Source organism: Streptomyces cahuitamycinicus, from assembly GCF_002891435.1.
GTDB lineage: Bacteria > Actinomycetota > Actinomycetes > Streptomycetales > Streptomycetaceae > Streptomyces > Streptomyces cahuitamycinicus.
In genome coordinates this window covers 1-18,817 of the sequence record NZ_POUC01000135.1, presented here as the reverse complement: position 1 = coordinate 18,817, position 18,817 = coordinate 1, and the positions used below count along the sequence as shown (strand labels likewise).

The 18,817-nt window shown below is 70.5% G+C and carries 19 protein-coding genes; 2 read left to right on the top strand and 17 right to left on the bottom strand.

Annotation, left to right across the window (positions count from 1 at the left end):
• Nucleotides 1-2 precede the first annotated feature (2 nt).
• A complete protein-coding gene (locus C1J00_RS19550) occupies nucleotides 3-944 on the top strand; it encodes an RluA family pseudouridine synthase (RefSeq protein ID WP_245936409.1) in 942 nt (313 codons plus the stop codon).
• Here the strand turns inward: C1J00_RS19550 and C1J00_RS19545 are convergent.
• The 17 genes from C1J00_RS19545 to C1J00_RS19465 all read right to left on the bottom strand — a co-directional run bounded on the left by C1J00_RS19545 (nucleotide 938) and on the right by C1J00_RS19465 (nucleotide 18,362).
• On the bottom strand, nucleotides 938-2,452 hold the full coding sequence (locus C1J00_RS19545; protein WP_102910362.1) for a cytochrome P450: 1,515 nt from the start codon (nucleotides 2,450-2,452) through the stop codon (nucleotides 938-940). The genes C1J00_RS19550 and C1J00_RS19545 overlap by 7 nt on opposite strands.
• Before the next feature lie 68 nt (nucleotides 2,453-2,520).
• Nucleotides 2,521-3,141: a GTP-binding protein gene (locus C1J00_RS19540; protein WP_102910361.1), complete on the bottom strand. Its 621-nt coding sequence runs from the start codon at nucleotides 3,139-3,141 to the stop codon at nucleotides 2,521-2,523.
• Nucleotides 3,122-3,520 carry a DUF742 domain-containing protein gene (locus tag C1J00_RS19535; RefSeq protein WP_102910360.1) on the bottom strand — a complete coding sequence of 133 codons (399 nt, stop codon included), beginning with the start codon at nucleotides 3,518-3,520 and terminating at the stop codon, nucleotides 3,122-3,124. The genes C1J00_RS19540 and C1J00_RS19535 overlap by 20 nt, the downstream gene beginning before the upstream one ends.
• Nucleotides 3,517-3,924 carry a roadblock/LC7 domain-containing protein gene (locus C1J00_RS19530; protein WP_031141974.1) on the bottom strand — a complete coding sequence of 136 codons (408 nt, stop codon included), beginning with the start codon at nucleotides 3,922-3,924 and terminating at the stop codon, nucleotides 3,517-3,519. Before C1J00_RS19530 ends, C1J00_RS19535 begins: the two co-directional genes overlap by 4 nt.
• Nucleotides 3,921-5,564 carry a sensor histidine kinase gene (locus C1J00_RS19525; RefSeq protein ID WP_102910359.1) on the bottom strand — a complete coding sequence of 548 codons (1,644 nt, stop codon included), beginning with the start codon at nucleotides 5,562-5,564 and terminating at the stop codon, nucleotides 3,921-3,923. The genes C1J00_RS19530 and C1J00_RS19525 overlap by 4 nt, the downstream gene beginning before the upstream one ends.
• A gap of 371 nt (nucleotides 5,565-5,935) precedes the next feature.
• Nucleotides 5,936-8,785 (bottom strand): DEAD/DEAH box helicase, encoded by a 2,850-nt coding sequence (locus tag C1J00_RS19520; RefSeq protein WP_102910358.1) that lies wholly within the window; start codon nucleotides 8,783-8,785, stop codon nucleotides 5,936-5,938.
• A 40-nt stretch (nucleotides 8,786-8,825) separates the two neighbouring features.
• Entirely contained in the window at nucleotides 8,826-9,716 is an 891-nt protein-coding gene (locus C1J00_RS19515; protein ID WP_102910357.1) for a diacylglycerol kinase, read from the bottom strand.
• Between the two features lie 31 nt (nucleotides 9,717-9,747).
• Nucleotides 9,748-10,707: a twin-arginine translocase subunit TatC gene (gene tatC / locus C1J00_RS19510; RefSeq protein WP_102910356.1), complete on the bottom strand. Its 960-nt coding sequence runs from the start codon at nucleotides 10,705-10,707 to the stop codon at nucleotides 9,748-9,750.
• 47 nt (nucleotides 10,708-10,754) lie between these two features.
• Nucleotides 10,755-11,042, bottom strand: coding sequence for a Sec-independent protein translocase subunit TatA (gene tatA, locus C1J00_RS19505; protein WP_102910355.1), 288 nt, complete (start codon nucleotides 11,040-11,042; stop codon nucleotides 10,755-10,757).
• A gap of 257 nt (nucleotides 11,043-11,299) precedes the next feature.
• Nucleotides 11,300-11,494: a hypothetical protein gene (locus C1J00_RS19500; protein WP_102910354.1), complete on the bottom strand. Its 195-nt coding sequence runs from the start codon at nucleotides 11,492-11,494 to the stop codon at nucleotides 11,300-11,302.
• 45 nt (nucleotides 11,495-11,539) lie between these two features.
• On the bottom strand, nucleotides 11,540-11,833 hold the full coding sequence (locus C1J00_RS19495) for a hypothetical protein (RefSeq protein WP_102910353.1): 294 nt from the start codon (nucleotides 11,831-11,833) through the stop codon (nucleotides 11,540-11,542).
• A 98-nt stretch (nucleotides 11,834-11,931) separates the two neighbouring features.
• A complete protein-coding gene (locus C1J00_RS19490; RefSeq protein WP_245936408.1) occupies nucleotides 11,932-13,008 on the bottom strand; it encodes a helix-turn-helix transcriptional regulator in 1,077 nt (358 codons plus the stop codon).
• A gap of 17 nt (nucleotides 13,009-13,025) precedes the next feature.
• Nucleotides 13,026-14,003 carry a helix-turn-helix transcriptional regulator gene (locus C1J00_RS19485; RefSeq protein ID WP_102910351.1) on the bottom strand — a complete coding sequence of 326 codons (978 nt, stop codon included), beginning with the start codon at nucleotides 14,001-14,003 and terminating at the stop codon, nucleotides 13,026-13,028.
• A gap of 129 nt (nucleotides 14,004-14,132) precedes the next feature.
• On the bottom strand, nucleotides 14,133-14,504 hold the full coding sequence (locus tag C1J00_RS19480) for an FKBP-type peptidyl-prolyl cis-trans isomerase (protein WP_102910350.1): 372 nt from the start codon (nucleotides 14,502-14,504) through the stop codon (nucleotides 14,133-14,135).
• Between the two features lie 56 nt (nucleotides 14,505-14,560).
• Nucleotides 14,561-15,541: an FKBP-type peptidyl-prolyl cis-trans isomerase gene (locus C1J00_RS19475; RefSeq protein WP_102910349.1), complete on the bottom strand. Its 981-nt coding sequence runs from the start codon at nucleotides 15,539-15,541 to the stop codon at nucleotides 14,561-14,563.
• Between the two features lie 190 nt (nucleotides 15,542-15,731).
• On the bottom strand, nucleotides 15,732-17,093 hold the full coding sequence (gene pafA, locus C1J00_RS19470; protein WP_102910348.1) for a Pup--protein ligase: 1,362 nt from the start codon (nucleotides 17,091-17,093) through the stop codon (nucleotides 15,732-15,734).
• A gap of 9 nt (nucleotides 17,094-17,102) precedes the next feature.
• Nucleotides 17,103-18,362: an MFS transporter gene (locus C1J00_RS19465; protein ID WP_102910347.1), complete on the bottom strand. Its 1,260-nt coding sequence runs from the start codon at nucleotides 18,360-18,362 to the stop codon at nucleotides 17,103-17,105.
• A gap of 54 nt (nucleotides 18,363-18,416) precedes the next feature.
• Here C1J00_RS19465 and C1J00_RS19460 point away from each other — a divergent pair.
• A partial coding sequence (locus tag C1J00_RS19460; RefSeq protein ID WP_245936407.1) for a LacI family DNA-binding transcriptional regulator occupies nucleotides 18,417-18,817 on the top strand: 401 nt, incomplete at its 3' end.

The following is an 18,817-nucleotide window of genomic DNA, read 5'->3' as shown; positions in this document are numbered from 1 at the left end:
GCGTGGACCCGGTGCGGGTGCGGCTGCCCGTCGCGGGGACCTGGGGGACGGTGCGCGAGCACCTGGTGGAGCGGCTGTCCGGGGCGGGTGCCGGGGTCGTCGACGGCATGTTCGACGCGGGCCGCATCGTCGGGGCGGACGGGCGGGCCGTCGCGGCGGACGCCCCCTTCGTGCCCGGGCTGTTCGTGTGGTTCCACCGGGACCTGCCCGACGAGGTGCCGGTGCCCTTCGCGCTGGAGGTGGTGCACCGGGACGAGCACATCGTCGTCGCCGACAAACCACACTTCCTCGCCACCACCCCGCGCGGCAGCCATGTCGCCGAGACCGCGCTGGCCCGGCTCCGCCGCGAACTGGACCTCCCGGAGCTCACCGCCGCGCACCGCCTGGACCGGCTCACCGCGGGCCTCGTGCTGTTCACCGTGCGCCCCGGGGAGCGCGGCGCGTACCAGACGTTGTTCCGCGACCGCCGGGTCCACAAGGAGTACGAGGCGGTGGCCCCGTACGATCCCGTTCTTCCCCTGCCTCGAACCGTGCGCAACCGGATCGTCAAGGAGCGGGGAGTGCTCACCGCCCGGGAGGTGCCGGGCGAGACGAACGCCGTGAGCCATGTCGAGCTCGTCGAACACCGCGACCGGCCCGGGGAGCCCGGCGAACTCGCCCGGTACCGGCTCACGCCCACCACCGGGCAGACGCACCAGCTGCGCGTCCACATGGCCGCCCTGGGCCTGCCGATCCTCGGCGACCCGCTCTACCCGGAGGTGACCGCCCCCGTGCCGGCCGGTGACTTCCGGCGCCCGCTCCAACTGCTGGCGCGGTCGCTGGACTTCACCGACCCGGTCACGGGCGAGGAGCACCGGTTCCGCAGCGGTCGGGTGCTCGCGGCCTGGGCGTCCTGTGCCCGGTGGGCCGCCGGGACGTATGACGGCCCGTCAGACGGTCAGTAGCCGCGCCACCAGCTCAGGAACCGCTGCCAGGCGCCCTTGCGGCGGGGCGGTACCGCGACGGCGGGCTGCGGCGGCCCCGACACCGGCTGGGGCTGCACCTGAACCGGCTGCGGCTGCGCTGCGGCAGGCTGGGGCTGCGCCGCGGCCGGTGCGGCCTGCGGCTGCGCGATGCCGATCTGCCAGTCCGAGCGCTGCGCGGCGACCGGCTTGTGGTTCGGCACCTCCTGCACGTCCTGTGGCGGCTTGGGCGCGAACTGCACCGGCAGTTCCACCAGGTGCCGTGAGGCGATGGAGGCCGTCCAGCACAACTCCTCCTCGTCACAATCGAGTTCGACGTCGGGCAGTCGCATCAGCAGTGCGTCGACGCCCACGTCGGCGATGGAGCGGCCGATGTCCTGCCCGGGGCACTCGTGCGGTCCGCCGCCGAAGGCGAGGTGGGAGCGATTCCCCTGCATGCTGGCCTGCAGGTCCGGCCGCACCCGGGGATCGACGTTGGCCGGGAGCGGCGCGAAGAGCAGTCCGTCGCCCCGGCGGATGCGCTGCCCGCCCAGCTCTGTCTCCTGTTTGGCGAAGTAGGCGAAGACGGTGCTGAACGGCGGCTCGTTCCACAGGGACTGCTCCACCGCCTCCGGCACCGTCATCTGGCCGCCGTTGAGCTGGGCGCGGAAGCGCGGGTCGATCAGCACCGTGAGCAGCACGTTGGAGAGCAGGTTGGTGGTGGCCTCATAGGCGGCGAAGAGCACCAGGCGCAGGTGCTCCCTGACCTCGTCGTCGCTGAGCCGGGCCGGGTGGGTGATCAGATAGCTGGCGAGGTCCTCCTCCGGCCGGGCGCGGCGGGTGGCGGTGAGCCGGCTCAGGGCGTCCATGACGTAGGAGTGGCTGGCGATGGCGGTCTCGGTGCCCTTGAGGGCGTCGCGGGCGGCCTCGACGAGCCGATCGCTGTACTCGTCGGGCATGCCGAGGATCTCGCACATGACCGCCATCGGCAGGTGCTCGGTGAACTGGCCGACGAGGTCCGCCTCGCCCGCCTCGCAGAACCGGTTGACGATCGCCTGCGTACTGCGGTTGATGTAGCGGCGCAGGCTGCGGAAGTCGATGGTGGAGATCGCGCCCATGACCGCGCCGCGCAGCCGCTTGTGCTCGTCGCCCTCGGCGTGCGAGGCGATCGGCTGCCAGGCGATGTGCGGCATCAGCGGATGGTCGGGCTTGACGAGGCCCTCCCTGAGCGGGTTCCAGATACGGCTGTCCCGGCAGAACTGCGAGGGCGAGCGCACCATGTGCAGGTTCTCGGCGTGGCCGAGGACGATCCACATCGGCACGTCGTCGTGGAGCAGCACGGGTGCCACGGGACCGTGCTGGTCCCGCAGTTGCTCGTACAGCGCTCCCAGGTCCTCCGCCTCGTGCAGCCGGTGCAGCCCTCCTGGCCCGAGGCCGTGCGCGGGGCAGCCGGGGGGCGGGCCGGGACGGAGTTCGTCCGTACCGGTCGGTGCGTGGGATTCAGGCGTCACAGTGGTCGCTCCGAAGCTTTCCAGGTGTCGTCGGGGGGATGTCGGGGGGATGGGGTGACGGACACGGATCAGGTCCGCGAGCCCGTCATGGCGAGCGAGTGCAGGAAGCGCATGAGGGTCATCAGGACGTCACGGCTGGAGGCCCGCCGCCGCGCGTCGCACTCGATGATCGGGATGTCCTGGGTGAGATCGAGAGCCGTGCGCAGCTCCTCGACGTCGTAACGAGGGGCGTCGGGGAAGGAGTTGATGGCGACCACGAACGGCACGCCGCGCTCCTCCAGCCGCCCCATGACGTCGAAGCTGACCTCAAGCCGCCGGGTGTCGACCAGCACGACCGCGCCGAGCGCGCCCTCGAACAGGCCGTTCCACAGGAACCAGAAGCGCTGCTGGCCGGGCGTGCCGAAGAGGTACAGCACCAGCTGGTCGGTGATGCTGATCCGGCCGAAGTCCATGGCGACGGTGGTGGCCGTCTTGGACGCGGAGCCGAAGTTGTCGTCGACACCGATGCCGGCCTGCGTCATGGTCTCCTCGGTGGTCAGCGGTGTGATCTCGCTGACCGATCCGACCATGGTCGTCTTGCCGACACCGAAGCCGCCCACGATCACGATCTTGGCCGCGGCCTGTGCCGTGTGGGGCAGCTGGTCCTCGGATCGTGGGCCCGGGATGGTGTCAGAGCCGTTGAAGTCCATTCATCACCGCTTCGAGGAGGGAACGGTCGGAGCGCGCCTTGCGGACGATCGGGGCACGCGCCTGCACCAGTTCCGCCGTCAGCAACTCGGTGAGCAGCACGCCCATCGCGCTGAACGGCAGGTGGAGGTAGGCCGACAGCTCGGCCACGGACAGGGGGGCGGCGCAGAGTCGGAGCAGCGCCGCCTGCTCGGGAGAGGCTGAGGGCGGCGGGTCCGTGGCACGCGCCACGATTAACGTCACCAGGTCGAGTTCGGCCCGTTCACCGTCCGGGCCTGCCACCACGTACATCCGCTCCGGATTCCCGGGCTTGTCCTCGCCCTCCTGGGGCTTGGCCGGCTCCGCGGTGAGGTCACGCTTCTGGCGTTGGGGAGGCGTCATACGATCTGCCCGTTCCGCCGGGGCGGACTGGTGAGATGGCCGCCGATCCGGACGACCAGGTCGCGCATCATCGCGCTCATCCGGCCGGGTTCGCACCGCACGTCGGAGAGGACAGCCAGGAAGGCGTTGGCTCCGGCGCTCATCAGGTAGAAGTAGCCGCGGTCGATCTCGATCATGACGAGCTTCATCTCGCCGTCGCCGACGGTGAGTTCTTGGCAGACGCTGCCCGCGAGGGACTGCAGTCCGGCGCAGGCCGCGGCGACCCGGTCGGCCGCGTCGGGCTCCCCGCCGTAGCGGGCGATGCGCAGACCGTCGGCCGACAGCACCACGATCATCTCGATGCCCGGCACGCCGTCGGCGAGCTGCTTGAGCATCCAGTCGAAGTTGCCCCGTTGCTGGATCACTTGAGGTCCCCCTCGTCGTCGGCCTCGGTGGGAGCCGGGTCGTTGAGCAGATGCAGGTACTTGGTCGGGTTCCGAATGAAGTCGGTCGGGTGGGTGCCGGGCTCGATGCCCTGCTTGAGCCCCTCCCAGAAGGCCTCCAGGCCCTTGCCGGGGGCGTCGGGCGCCGACATGTCGCGCAGGGGCTTGATCTCGGGCTCCTGCGTCGCCGCCCAGGGGTTGTACTCGCCGCGCTCGGCGGCCTCCCGGTCGGCCTTCTCGTTGGCGGCCTGCTGGGCGAGTCGCTCGGCGAGCGGCATCTTCACCCGGCTGCGGCGCTGCGGAAGACCGTTCGCGGTCCATTCGGTGACCTCGGGGGCGTCGTCGTCCTCCAGGGAGACCGTGGCCGGGATCTTCGGGCTGGTGGGACGGCGCCTCTTGGGCGCGCGCTTCGGGCCCTCGGGGATGCCGACCGTCATGGGGATGCCGGTGGCGCCGATGCCGTGGGCGAGTCCGACACCGGGCTCGTGGGTGATCATCTCGCTCGGAACGATGAGGATGGCCCGGACGCCGCCGTACGCTGAGGCGCGCAGCGAGACCTGCATGTTGTACGCCGTGCACAGGCGGCCGACGACGGCCAGGCCGAGGCGCGGGTGCTCGCCGATGTCCTGGAGGTCGACGCCCGCCTTGGCGGCCTCAAGCATGCCCTCGATGCGGGCGCGTGCCTCCTCGTTGAGGTTGACACCGCCGTCCTCGATCTCGATGCAGACGCCGGTCTGCACCTCGGTGGCGGTGACGTGCACCTTGGTCTGCGGCGGTGAGTAGCGCGTGGCGTTGTCGAGGAGTTCGGCGGCGGCGTGGATGACCGGCTCGACGTAGATGCCCTTGACGCTGACCTTGGCGATCGAGGACAGCTGGATGCGCCGGTACTCCAGGATGCGGGACATGGCGCCGCGCAGGGTGCTGTAGAGGGACACCGGCTCGGGCCACTGCCGTCCGGGGCGGCCGCCGCCGAGGACGGAGACGGAGTCGGCCAGGCGACCGATCAGGGCGTTGCCGTGGTCGATGCGCAGCAGGTCGTCGAAGACCTCCGGGTTGCGGCCGTGGTCCTCCTCCATCTCCCGGAGTTCCTCGGCCTGCTGGTGGATGATCGCCTGGACGCGGCGGGCGACACTGACGAAGGAGCGCGCGGCGGCGTCACGCATGGTCACTTCGCGGTCGACGATCTTCAGGACCGTCAGCAGCGTCTCGGCCTGCGAGTCGGGGAGGTTGCGGAAGACGGGGTCGACGAGGCCGAGCTTGCGAATCACCTCCCTGGGGGATACTCCGGTCCGCAGCAGATCGAGCGCGGCGGGCACGATCTCCCTGGAAAAGCGGACCAGTTCGTTCTCGTGGGCGGCAATCCGCTGTTCCAGATGCGCGGTGTGCCGGGCGTGCTCCGCACGCTGTTCGCGCAGCGCACGGCCGCGGCGCACCGCCTCGGCCGCCGTCGCGAGTACCAGTGCCGTGGCGATGCCGCCGCACCATCCGACGGCGCCCCGGGCCGGCTCCGTCACCAGGGCGACGGCGGCTCCGGTCGCCGCGGCCATGACTATGGCCGGCAGCAACAGCACGCGCGCGTAGGGAAGTTCACGGCGACCGGGAGGGGATTGAACACTCACCATGTGGGCCTTCTGACAGGAGTCGACTGAGGTTCGGAAGGACTTGCAGGGGGGTATGTCATGAAGCTGTCGGGATCTTCCACACATTGGGGAACAAGCGCACGAATTCATCTCAAGCCGGTGCGCTGCGGGCGAGCTTAGTCCGACCGGATCATCGCCGTGTCATATTCAGCAACTGCCGGAAACCGGACGCGAAGGGATAGTACGCTCGGTCGTTTGCACGGTGCGACATCGTTCGAATACTGTGCGTAGCGGCGAACGGGCATACGAAAGTCCCTCACCGTCTCGGGTGAGGGACCTTCAGGACAACGTACCTTCAGGGGCGCGGGGAACTGCGCGAGCAACCACGAACCACCGGCACCCGCGCGGCAAGCTCACCCCACCGACGAGTAGGCGACAACACCCCGCAGCAACAGATCAACGGCCTTACGGGCGTTCTTCACCACGGACGACCCCTGCGGCGCGGCCGCCGAGATCTGCCCCAGCACGTCGATGACCTGCTTGCACCACCGCACGAAGTCCCCCGCCGGCATCTCCGCCTCGCGCAGCACCTCGTCGAGCCCCTTCCCGGAGGCCCACTCGTACGCGGCCCAGGCGAAGCCGAGGTCGGGCTCCCGCTGCCCGACCCCCTCGGTCTGCGTGATCCGGAAATCCTCCTCCAGCGCGTCCAGCCGCCCCCAGATCCGCACCGTCTCGCCCAGCGCGGCCTTGGCCTTGCCGGACGGCACCTTCGGGGCCATCGCATCGTCGGCGACACGCGACTCGTACACCAACGCCGAGACGCAAGCGGCCAGTTCGGCGGGGCCGAGTCCCTCCCAGACACCCTCGCGCAGACACTCGCTGGCGAGCAGGTCCAGCTCGCCGTAGAGCCGCGCGAGCCGCTTGCCGTGCTCGGTGACCTCGTCGGCGCGCAGATAGTCCAGCTCGGTCAGCAGCGCCACGATGCGGTCGAACGTCCGGGCGATCGTGTTCGTACGGCCCTCGATCCGCCGCTCCAGCTGCGATGTGTCGCGCATCAGCCGGTGGTATCGCTCGGCCCAACGGGCGTGGTCCTCACGGTCGTTGCAGCCATGGCAGGGATGCGCGCGCAGCGCGGTCCGCAGCCGGGCGATCTCGCGGTCGTCAGCCGCCTGGGAGCGCTGCTTGCGGTGCCGCTCGGCGGGGATGTGCCCGGCCTTGGTGCGCAGCGCCGACGCGAGGTCCCGGCGGGACTGCGGGGAGCGGGGGTTGAAGGACTTGGGGATTCGCATCCGCTCCAACGGCGCCACCGGCACCGGGAAGTCCATGGACGCCAGCCGCTTCACCTGCCGCTCCGCGGTCAGCACCAGCGGGCGCGGCCCGTCGTGGTGCTCGAAGCCGCGGTGGCCGTTCGAACGGCCCGCCGACAGCCCCGGGTCCAGCACCAGCGCCAGGCCCGCGTACTTGCCTGTGGGCACGTGGATGACGTCACCGGGCTTCAGCTTCTCCAGCGCGACGGCGGCCTCCGCGCGCCGCTGGGCCACGCCCTGCCGGGCGATCTCGTTCTCCCGGTCCTTCAGCTCGCGGCGCAGCCGCGCGTACTCCTCGAAGTCGCCGAGGTGGCAGGTCATGGAGGCCTTGTAGCCCTCCAGGCCCTCCTCGTTGCGCTGCACCTGCCGGGAGATGCCGACGACCGACTTGTCCGCCTGGAACTGCGCGAACGACGTCTCCAGCAGCTCGCGCGAGCGGTGCCGCCCGAACTGCTCGACCAGGTTGACCGCCATGTTGTACGACGGCTTGAAGCTGGAGCGCAGCGGATACGTGCGCGTGCCGGCCAGGCCCGCGAGGTGCTCGGGGCTGATGCCGCGCTGCCAGAGCACCACCGCATGGCCCTCGACGTCGATGCCGCGCCGCCCGGCCCGGCCCGTCAGCTGGGTGAACTCGCCCGGGGTGATGTCCGCGTGCTGCTCGCCGTTCCACTTGACGAGCTTCTCCAGCACCACCGAGCGGGCCGGCATGTTGATGCCTAGGGCGAGGGTCTCGGTGGCGAACACGGCCTTGACCAGGCCGCGCACGAACAGCTCCTCGACGACCTCCTTGAAGGTCGGCAGCATGCCCGCGTGGTGGGCCGCGATGCCGCGCTCCAGGCCCTCCAGCCACTCGTAGTAACCGAGGACGTGCAGGTCCTCGCGCGGGATGGAGGCCGTGCGCTCCTCGACCAGGGTGCGGACCCGGTCGCGCGCCTCCTCGTCGTTGAGCCTGAGCCCCGCGTGCAGGCACTGCTGGACGGCGGCCTCGCAGGCGGCGCGGCTGAAGATGAAGGTGATGGCGGGCAGCAGCCCCTCGGCGTCGAGCCGCTCGATGACCTCGGGCCGGCTCGGCGTCCAGATCCGGGAGCGCTGGCGGCGCTCGCGCTCACGGTCGGCCTCGCGCATGGACCGGCCGCGCCGGCGGTCCTGGTACGAAGGCCGGCTCGCCTCCATGCGCGCCATGCGCGTGAGGTCGGGGTTGACGGCCTTCCGGTGGCCCTCGCCCTCCTCGAAGAGGTCGTACATCCGCCGCCCGGCCAGCACGTGCTGGAACAGCGGCACGGGCCGGTGCTCGGAGACGATCACCTCGGTGTCGCCGCGGACCGTGTCGAGCCAGTCGCCGAACTCCTCGGCGTTCGACACGGTCGCCGAGAGCGAGACGAGCGTGACCGACTCGGGGAGGTGGATGATCACCTCTTCCCAGACGGCACCGCGGAAGCGGTCGGAGAGGTAGTGCACCTCGTCCATGACCACGTAACCGAGGCCCAGGAGGGTCTGGGAACCGGCGTACAGCATGTTCCGCAGCACCTCGGTGGTCATCACGACCACCGGGGCATCGGAGTTGACGCTGTTGTCGCCGGTCAGCAGGCCCACCTTGTCCGTGCCGTAGCGGCGGCACAGGTCGGCGTACTTCTGGTTCGACAGCGCCTTGATGGGTGTCGTGTAGAAGCACTTCTTGCCCTGCCCGAGGGCGAGGTGGACGGCGAACTCGCCGACGATCGTCTTGCCGGAGCCGGTGGGCGCGGCGACCAGCACGCCCTTCCCCTCCTCGAGTGCCTGGCAGGCCTCGATCTGGAAGGGGTCGAGACCGAAGTCGTACATCTCGCGGAAGCCCGCGAGCGCGGTGGCCTGCTCGGCTGCCCGCAGGCGGGCTGCCGCGTACCGCTCGGCCGGGGAGAGATCCTCTGTCATCGTGCTTTCGAGCGTACCGGGCCGCACTGACAACAGGACGATCATTATCCGGATCCGTTCCTGTGACACCCCGGATCCGCGCAGCTCAGGGGCCGACGACCCGCACGCCCCCGCGGACGCAGCGCGCGCTCAGCGGCAGCGGGCCGAGCGGCTCGCCGTCGGCGTAGCCGGTGACGCCCTCTGCGGCGATCTCGACCCGGGCCGCCCGCAGCACGGTCACCTTCGGATGGTCGACGTGCGTGCCCCGGTGCACCCTCGGGAACACCCGCAGCAGCGTAGCCCGGGTGCAGTCTCCGACGACGGTGATGTCGAACAGCCCGTCGGTCAGGTCTGCGCCGGGACAGATCCGCATGCCGCCTCCGTAGGAGGAGCCGTTGCCGACGGCCACGAGGGTCGCCTCGACCTCCCGGACCTCGCCGTCGTCGAGCCGTATCCGGTACGGGACGGGCCGGAACCCGGCGAGTTCGGCGATCACCGCCAGGTCGTACTTGAGGCGGCCGGTGGGCCACCGCATACGGTTGCCGCGGTCGGTGACCCGGGAGTCGAAGCCGGAGGCGAGGACCGTGCCGAACCAGCGGTCGCCCGCCTGCCCGAGGTCGATGTCGCGGATCCGTCCGCACTTGAGGGCGTCGGCGATCATGCGGCCCGCGGCAGCGGGCTCCCGCACGGGCAGGCCGAGGGCTCGGGCGAAGTCGTTGCCGGTGCCGACGGCGACCAGGCCGAGCGGGGTGCGGGTGCCCGCGACCGCCCGCAGCGCGAGGCCCGCCATCCCGTCGCCCCCGACGGCGATCAGGGCGCCCGTGCCGCCCTCGACGGCGGCACGCGCCCGTGCCAGGGCGTCCTCGGCGTCCTCCCCCAGGACCGTCCGGACCGAGAAGCCGGCCGCCCGCAACGCGGAAGCGGCCAGCTGCGCCGCGTGGGCGCCCCGGCCGCGGCCCGCGGTGGGGTTGACGAAGAGGGTGATCTCGCTGGTCACGCGACAGACCCTACGATCTGCCTGCAGATCTTCAGGTCACGTCGTCATAACCGTTGACCCGGTCCGAGCGCTCCGAGCTCGCCTGCTCGGGCAGCGCGGTCCGGCTGGTGGTCACAGGCTCGATCTCGCCGATGTCGTCGGGTGTGAGGTCCAGCTCGGAGGCCTCGTCGTCGTCGGGGCCCAGGGCATCGCGACGGCTGCGACGGCGGTCGTTGAGAAGGGAGAAGGCGACGGCCGCGAAGTACAGGACCCAGATCGGCCCGGCCAGCATGAGCATGGTCAGCGGGTCGGTGCTGGGGGTGGCGATGGCCGCGAAGACCGTGATGCCCATGATCATGCCGCGCCACCAGCCGAGCATGCGCTTGCCGGTGAGCGCCCCGGTGAGATTGAGCATGATCAGCAGCAGGGGCAGCTCGAACGAGAGGCCGAAGACGATGACCATCCGCATGACCAGGTCGAGCAGGTCGTCCAGCGGGAGGAGGTTGGACGTGCCCCCCGGGGTGAACTCCAGGAGCACCCTCGCCGTGGTGGGAAGCACCGTGTAGGCGAAGTAGGCGCCGGTGATGAACAGCGGGGCGCCCGTGCCGACGAAGCCGTAGGCGTACTTCCGCTCGTGCCGGTGCAGACCCGGCGCGACGAAGGCCCACAGCTGGTAGAGCCAGGCCGGCGAGGCCAGCACGACACCCGCCATCAGCGACACCTTCAGCGCCAGCGTGAAGGGGGTGATCAGACCGTTGATGGTGATCTGCGCACACGGCTTCGAGGACTGCGACCTGGCCAGTTCCTGGAAGGTCTTGTCACAGCCGACCGAGTCGAGGATCGGCTTGGTGATCAAGTTGATGATGTCGTTGTAGAAGAAGGCGGCGACGACCGTGACCGCGACGATCGCCAGCATCGCCTTGGCGAGCCGGTTGCGGAGCTCGCGAAGGTGCTCCGCGAGGGGCATGCGCCCCTCGGGATCCCTCTCCTGCTTGCGGGCAGACTTCAGCAACCCACGTTCCCATCTCGTGCGGCGGGCCGGAGGTCACCGGCCCTGCGTCAGCGCTTGGTCGTGTCCGTGGGCTCGTTGACCGGACGCGAGCTGGTCACGTCGCCGGGCGCTGCCTGGATGGTGCGGTGCGAGGACTGCTCGTCGTCGTTGTTGGGCGGGCCGGCCGGGGTGGTGGACGACTTGCCCTCGTCCTTCATCGCCTTGGCCTCGCTCTTGAGGATGCGGGCCGACTTGCCGAGCGACCGAGCCATGTCCGGAAGCTTCTTCGCGCCGAACAGCAGGATGATGACGACGAGGATGAGAATGATCTCGGGGGCTCCGAGCCTTCCGAACATAAGTCTTTACCTTCTCACCGAGGCGGCTGTGGTGGGGTGCTGTCCGACCGGTCGGACCCATGTCCGAACGATCGTGCTGGCAGCGATCGTAACGCTCGGGGGTGGACGTGGGGCAATCCCTCTACATCCCCGTGCGTACTCCCGTCCGCGACCAGTGCCTCGTTAACCGGGCCGCGACCAGCAGCGTACCTGTCCGAACCGCCGGGGTGACAGGGCGAAGTGTCCCAAAAGCAACCCATGGCCTGCGCCTGCACGGATCAGAGAGCGTCCACGGACCGGGCCGCGGTCTCCGCCGCCCGCTCCAGGTCCTCGGCGGCCCGGTTGATACGGCCCGCCGAGTCCGCGACCTGCCTGCCCAGGCGCTGCGCCTCCACGAACACCCGCACGGCGAACACCCCGAGCACGACGAGACCCACGAATCCCACGGCAACCGCGAACATCGGCCAGAACATGACGCCGAGCCTAGACCTTCCTGAACGGGCGAACGCTCCGGCCCACTAGACGGTGGAATGCAGCCGCAGGGTCCGCACACCGCCGCCGGTGAGCAGCTCCACGATCCGCTCCCCCGCGGGCTTGCGCACGGACGCGCCGCAGTCCGGGCAGGTGAAGGAGTAGAAGGTGGTGCGGCTCGTGGCTCCGATGGCCAGGCGCAGGGCGCCCGCGGCGAGCTCGAAGCACCCTCGGCAGTCGGGGCAGCCCGCCTTGAAGACGACCGGGGTCACGCTTCTCATCCCGGCGAACGCGGACTCCACCGTCATGCCCCGCACACCGGACGTCGCCGACTCGCTCAAGCCCTCGCTCCTCTTTCTGGGGTGGTTCGCCTCCGGGCGGCACGGCCGGTGTCGCGGTCCGGCCGTACCGGCCGTGGACCCCGGTGTGCGCCTGCGGCTCACCCGGGTCCGTCGCCGGGCCCGTCCGGAACCGCGTGCACCGCCTGCGGCCCGTGGGCACCGCCCTCCGCGACGCGAGCCGTCCGCTCCACCTCGATCCCGTCGTACGCCGCCAGCGCCTCACGGGCCGCCTGCCGGGCACTGTCGGCGAGCTCCGCCGGCGAGACGATCCGGCCGTCCCGGCCGAGCCGCAGGGCCAGGCGCCGGAGCGACGCCGGGTCGGGGGTCCGCAGGGTGATACGCAACCCGCCGTCCGGCAGTTCATCCGCACTGTCGTGCGGGTAGTACTCCCCGACCCAGCGGCCGCCGGGCCCGACCTCGACCACGACCTCCGGATCCTCCGCCGCGGGCTGCACCAAGGCCTCCGAGAGGTCTCGCAGCTCGATCTCGGGCGGCGCCGACGGCTCCTCGAGGATCCTGATCTCGGCCACCCGGTCGAGCCGGAAGGTGCGGCGCGCCTCGGAGCGGCGGCACCAGGCCTCGACGTACGTGTGCCCGACGCTGACCAGGCGGATCGGGTCGATCTCCCGCTCGGTGACCTCGTCGCGCGCCGGCGAGTAGTAGCGGATCCACAGCCTGCGGCGCTCCGCGATCGCCCGGTCGACGTCCGCGAAGACGCCGCCCTCGGACTCGAAGGTCACGGACAGACGCGAACTGGCGCCCGCCGCCTCACCGGCCGCGGTCTCCACCTTGGCCGTCGCCCGCAGCAGCGCCTGCCGGTCGCTCTCGCGCAGTCCGGGCAGCGTGGAGACCGCCCGGGCGGCGACGAGCAGGGCGGTGGCCTCGTCGGCGGCGAGTCTGAGCGGCTCTGCGGCCTCCGCCGCGAGGGCGGCCGGGTTGTGCCACCAGATGCGCTCGCCGTCGGTGTCGATGTCGAGCAGGTCGCCGCCGCGGAAGCTGGTGCCGCACATGGGCAGCACGTCGAGGTCGGAGACCAGCTCGTCCTCGCTGATGCCGAAGGCGCGCGCGACGTCCTCGACCCGGGCTCCGGGGCGCTCCTTCAGATACGTCACCAGCGAGAGCATCCGCCGGGTCTGGTCGATGGCGTTCACGGGCCTGACCGGTTTGCCTGCCACTGTCTTTCCGCTCCCCCTCAGCCCTTTGCCACGGCCCGCAGCCGGTCCACCACGTCGGCCCGCAGCTCGGCGGGCTCCAGGACGACCACGTCCGGCCCGAACTCCACCAGCCAGGCGTCCAGCCCATGGCCGTACGGAATCTCCAACTCGTCCCAGCCTCCGCCGAGTTCCCGGACGGAGGTGGCCTTCGCCCGAAGGGGGTACCCCGCGCCCGCGCGCAGCCGGATACGCGCCGAACGGTCGGCGATCTCCCCGGCCCAGCCGGCCACGGTCTCCCGGACGGTGACGACGTCCGGGACGGGCGCCGTGTACCGGCCGCCGCGCGAGCGGACCTTGCCGGTGATGCGGGACAGCCGGAAGACCCGCTCGGCGCCCCGGTCGCGGTCCCAGCCCGCCAGGTACCAGTGGCCCCGCCAGCACTCCAGCGCCCACGGCTCCACGTGCCGCTGCTCGGGGTGGGCGGCGGTCGCCTTGCGGTACTCGAAAGCGACCGGCCGGCGGTCCCGGCAGGCCAGCATCAGCGGCTCGAAGGCGGCCTCGTGCACGGGGATACGTGGTTCCAGCGCGCCGTGCGACCCGTATGGGTCGACGTCCTCGGGGAGTCCGGCCGCGCGCAGCTTCTGCAGGGCGCCACTGGCCGCGCCGGCGAGCCGGGCCTGCTGCCACACCTTGGCCGCGAGCCCGAGGGCGGCGGCCTCCTCGGCGTCCAGGGTGATGGGCGGGAGGCGGTTGCTGTCGCGGCGGGCCATGTAGCCGATCTCGCCGTCAAGGCTCTCGACGGTCTCGATGACAAGGCCGAGTTCGCGCAGGTCGTCCTTGTCGCGCTCGAACATCCGGTTGAAGGAATCATCGGAGCCGGTCGCGCCGTTGCCCGGCCCGAAGGCCTCGACGTAGGCCTCGATGGAGTCGCGCAGCTCACGCTTGCTGAGCGGCCGCCGGGTCCCGAGCAGACACAGCGCCAGATTCATGAGCCGCTCCGCCTTGGCAATGGCCATCGACGCGCTTCGCCTCCCTATGGTGCTTACGAGCGATGACCGTACCGCCACACGGTGGCACGGCAAAAGCCGAGGGCCCATGCCCGAACAGGCATGGGCCCCACATGATCGAGTCTGTTCGGAGCTTGCTCAGACCCCGAGCAGGTCGACCACGAAGATCAGCGTCTCGCCCGGCTTGATCAGAGGGGTCGGGCTCTGGTTGCCGTAGGCGAGGTGGGCGGGAATGGTCAGCTGGCGGCGGCCGCCGACCTTCATGCCCTGCACGCCCTGGTCCCAGCCCTTGATGACCCGGCCGCCGCCCAGCGGGAAGCGGAAGGGCGTGCCGCGGTTCCAGCTGGCGTCGAACTCCTCGCCCGTGCTGAAGGAGACACCCACGTAGTGCACGGTGACGGTCTGGCCGGCCTGCGCGACCGGGCCGTCGCCCTCCCAGATGTCCTTGATCTCGAGGTCCGCCGGGGGCTCGCCGCCCGGGAAGTCGATCTCGGGCTTGTCGATGCTCACTTCATCTCTCCTTGTTACGTGACCTGCGTCGGGGACAGTCTCACAGACCGGCCGGGTCAGACCGTGCCGAGGATGTCCACCGTGAAGACCAGTGTGTTCTTGGCCAGCTCGCTCTGGGGGCTCGCGCCGTAGCCCAGCGAGGGCGGGATCACCAGCAGCACCCGATCGCCCACGTGCTTGCCGACGAGGCCCTTGTCCCAGCCTGCCACCACGGAGCCGTTGCCGATCTGGAAGGCGGTGGCGCCGCCGTGGTCCCAGGAGGAGTCGAACTTCTTGCCGTCCTCCCACTTGACCCCGGTGTACTGGGCGATGAGCCCCTGGCCCGCCTCGACCTTCTTGCCGTCGCCCTTGACCAGCACCTGCTCCTTGAGGTCCTTGGGAGCCTTTTCGCCCTTGGGGACGGTGATGGCCGCGGCCTTCTGCGACGGCGACTTCACCTCGGGCATGCCCGCCTCGGAGGCCGCCTGCTCGCCCTTGGCCTCGGCCTTGGTGTCGACGCTCGCGGCACCGACCGGGTCGACCACCCAGATCAGCACGTCCTTGGCGGCGATCCCGGAGGAGGTGTTCAGGCTCTGGCCGATCAGATCGCCCGCCGTGCCCTGCACGAGGACCCGGCTGCCGGGCTTCTTGCCCTTCACCGCGTCGAGGACCTTCTCGGGGAGCTGCTGGCTCGGCTTGCCGATCTGCTCGATGGACTGCCGGCGGGGAGCCTTGTCACCCGTCGCTCCCGCGGCCCAGGTGCCGCCGAGCTCCTGGCCCCCGCCCCACTTCTCGACGGTCCAGTCCAGGCGGACGAAGTCCGAGCCCTTGATCGGGGTCCCGCTGCCCGTCGAAACCGTCTTGACCACGGTCTTGTCGGACGGCTTGCCGTCCTTGGGCACGGAGATCTCGGGCTTCGCCCCGACCTTCCCCTTGATCTCGGCGACGCCTCCCGCCGTGTCGCCGTTGTTCCCGTCGTCCGATCCGCACGCGGCGGTGAACAACAGGGCGGGAACGGCCAGCAACGCGGCCACGCGTCGTTTCGTGTTGTAGTTCATCAGTCCAACTGGGATCGGTGGTGTGGGGGCAATGTCCGCCACTCTACGGCGTACACGCTCCGCACTCGCCTCACCGCGCGACACCGCGTCACCCGGGCCGCTCGGGACGGCCGGAACGGGCGGGAAAAGCCGGATGCCCGGAGGTGTGAAATCCTCCGGGCACCGGCTTCACAAAGTGGCCGGAACCGGCTCACATTCCGGCGATCAGCTTCTCCACCCGCTCGTCCACCGAACGGAACGGGTCCTTGCACAGCACGGTCCGCTGGGCCTGGTCGTTGAGCTTGAGGTGAACCCAGTCGACCGTGAAGTCACGGCGCTGTTCCTGGGCCCGCCGGATGAAGTCGCCGCGCAGCCGGGCCCGAGTGGTCTGCGGGGGAACGGACTTGCCCTCGAAGATCTTCAAGTCGTTGCAGATACGGGCCGCCTGGCCCTTCTTCTCGAGCAGGTAGTACAGGCCACGACGGCGGTGGATGTCGTGGTAGGCGAGGTCTATCTGCGCGACCCGCGGATGCGACATGGTCATGTTGTGCTTGGCGCGGTACCGCTCGATGAGCTTGTACTTCATCACCCAGTCGATCTCGGTACCGATACGGTCGAGGTCCTCGGCCTCGATCGCGTCCAGTGTGCGGCCCCACAGCTCCAGGACCTGCTCGATGGTGCCGGTGCGGATGCCCCGGCGCTCGCAGAAGTCCAGAGCCTTCTCGTAGTACTCGCGCTGCACCTCCAGGGCCGAGGCCTCGCGTCCGCTGGCCAGGCGCACCTTGCGCCGGCCGGTGATGTCATGGCTGACCTCGCGGATCGCCCGGATCGGGTTCTCCAGGGTGAGGTCCCGCATCACCGTGCCCGCCTCGATCATGCGCAGCACCAGGTCGGTGGCACCGACCTTGAGCAGCATGGTCGTCTCGGACATGTTGGAGTCGCCCACGATGACGTGCAGGCGACGGTAACGCTCGGCGTCCGCGTGCGGTTCGTCACGCGTGTTGATGATGGGCCGGGAGCGGGTCGTCGCCGAGGAGACGCCCTCCCAGATGTGCTCGGCCCGCTGGCTGACGCAGTACACGGCACCGCGCGGCGTCTGCAGCACCTTGCCGGCACCGCACAGCAGCTGCCGTGTGACCAGGAACGGAATGAGAATGTCCGCGAGCCGGGAGAACTCCCCGTGCCGGGCGACCAGATAGTTCTCGTGGCAGCCGTAGGAGTTGCCCGCAGAGTCGGTGTTGTTCTTGAAGAGGTAGACGTCGCCCGCGATTCCCTCCTCGTGCAGGCGTCGTTCGGCGTCCACCAGGAGTCCTTCGAGAATGCGCTCGCCTGCTTTGTCGTGGGTGACCAGTTCGGTCACGTTGTCGCATTCCGGTGTCGCGTATTCCGGATGCGATCCCACGTCGAGATAGAGGCGGGCGCCGTTTCGCAGAAAGACATTGCTGCTGCGGCCCCATGACACGACACGGCGGAAGAGGTACCGCGCCACCTCGTCAGGAGACAGGCGGCGCTGTCCCCTGAACGTGCACGTGACGCCGTACTCGTTCTCCAGCCCGAAAATGCGGCGGTCCATGAGGGAACATTACGCCCGATCCCCTGAACTGAAACGGGGTTCGACGGCACGGTTTGGATCATTTTCCGAACCGGCCGCAACGACCGCACCCTGGCCGGGAGCTGCGACTACCCGTCCTGTGGCGGTCAAAACCAGCAGGGACACGCCACCTGCGACACCCGGCACGGCGAAGCCCCACAGGGCCCCGCCCGCCTCGACCACCGGCCCCGCCACGCCCGTTCCGACCGAGTGGCCCACGGTGAACGTCGTCACCAGCCAGGAGAACGCCTCGGTGACCGTGCCGCGCGGGGCGTGCCGGTCCACCAGGACGAACGCGCAGGCGATGGCGGGCGCGAGGAAGACCCCGGCGAGCGCGGTCAGCGCCACCATGGGCACCGCGTCCGGCATGAGCATCAGCGGGAGGTAACACACCACCAGAAAGGCCACCAGCATCCGCAGACGCCGCGCGGGCTCACCCGCCCACTGCCGGGCGCCGTAGACGGTGCCGCCGACCAGGGCCCCGAAGCCCAGGGCCGCCATCAGCCAGCCGTACACGGCGTCTCCGCCGTGGTCGTCCGCGTAGGGCACCGACGCGACCGTGATGGATCCGAGCGCCATCCCGATGAACAGGAACGCCGCCAGCAGCGCGAGCAGTCCGGGCGAGCGCAGCGCACCGAGCCAGTGCGCCTCGCGCGGCGCCGACCGCCAGGCGCGCGAGGGCTCCGACACCACGACGGACAGCGCCCCCAGCACCCCGATCACGTTCAGCACGAGCAGCGCGGCCTGCGCCGACCAGAGGGACACGCACAGCGTCACGAGCAGCGGCCCGACGGTGAACATCACCTCCTGGGCCACGGCGTCCATGGCGTACGCCGCGTGCACCTGGTCCTCCCTGCGCAGCACGGACGGCCACAGCGCCCGCAGCCCGCCCTCCAGGGGCGGCGTGAAGAGCCCGGCGCCGGCCACGGCGGCGTAGGCCAGCGGCAACGACCCGATGCCGGCGAAGGCGAAGACGGCCATGGCCAGCCCGGACAGGACGGCCGCAGGAAGCTGCACACGCGGCTGCCCGCGCAGGTCCACGATCCTGCCCAGCACGGGCTGCCCCACGGCGTTGGCGACGCCGTAGACAGCCGCCAGAGCCCCCGCCAGGGTGTACGTCCCGCCCTCCGCGCGGACGAACAGCACGATCGCGATGGCGGCCGTGGCGTTGGGCAGCCGGCCCACCAGAGTGCCGACGAGCAGCCGGGCGGCGTGCCGCGCCCGAAGGATCTCCAGGTACCCCGTGGCCATGTCCCCGCCGCCCCCCGATAGGTTTTACGTATAACGTCGGCTTCCATACGTACCATGTCCGCTGTTCACGAGTCCAGACGAAGGAGCGGGCCCACGGTGGCACGAGGCAGCAACCGCCCCACGAGCCGGGACGTCGCCCAGGCCGCCGGCGTCTCCCAGGCGGCCGTCTCCCTGGTCCTCGGCGACAAATGGCGCGGCCGCGTCTCGGAGGCCACCGCAGAGCGCGTACGGGAAGCCGCCCGCGACCTGGGCTACCGCCCGAACCTGGCCGCCCGCAACCTACGCCTGGGCCGCACCCGCACAGTCCTCCTGGTCGTCCCGGCCCTCACCACGGAGTTCTTCGCCGGCGTCTACACGGGTGCCGCCCGTGTCGCCGCCGAGCACGGCTTCGGCGCTGTCTCTTATACACCTCTCCGAGCCCACGAGACTAGCGCTCATCTTGTATGCCGTCTCCT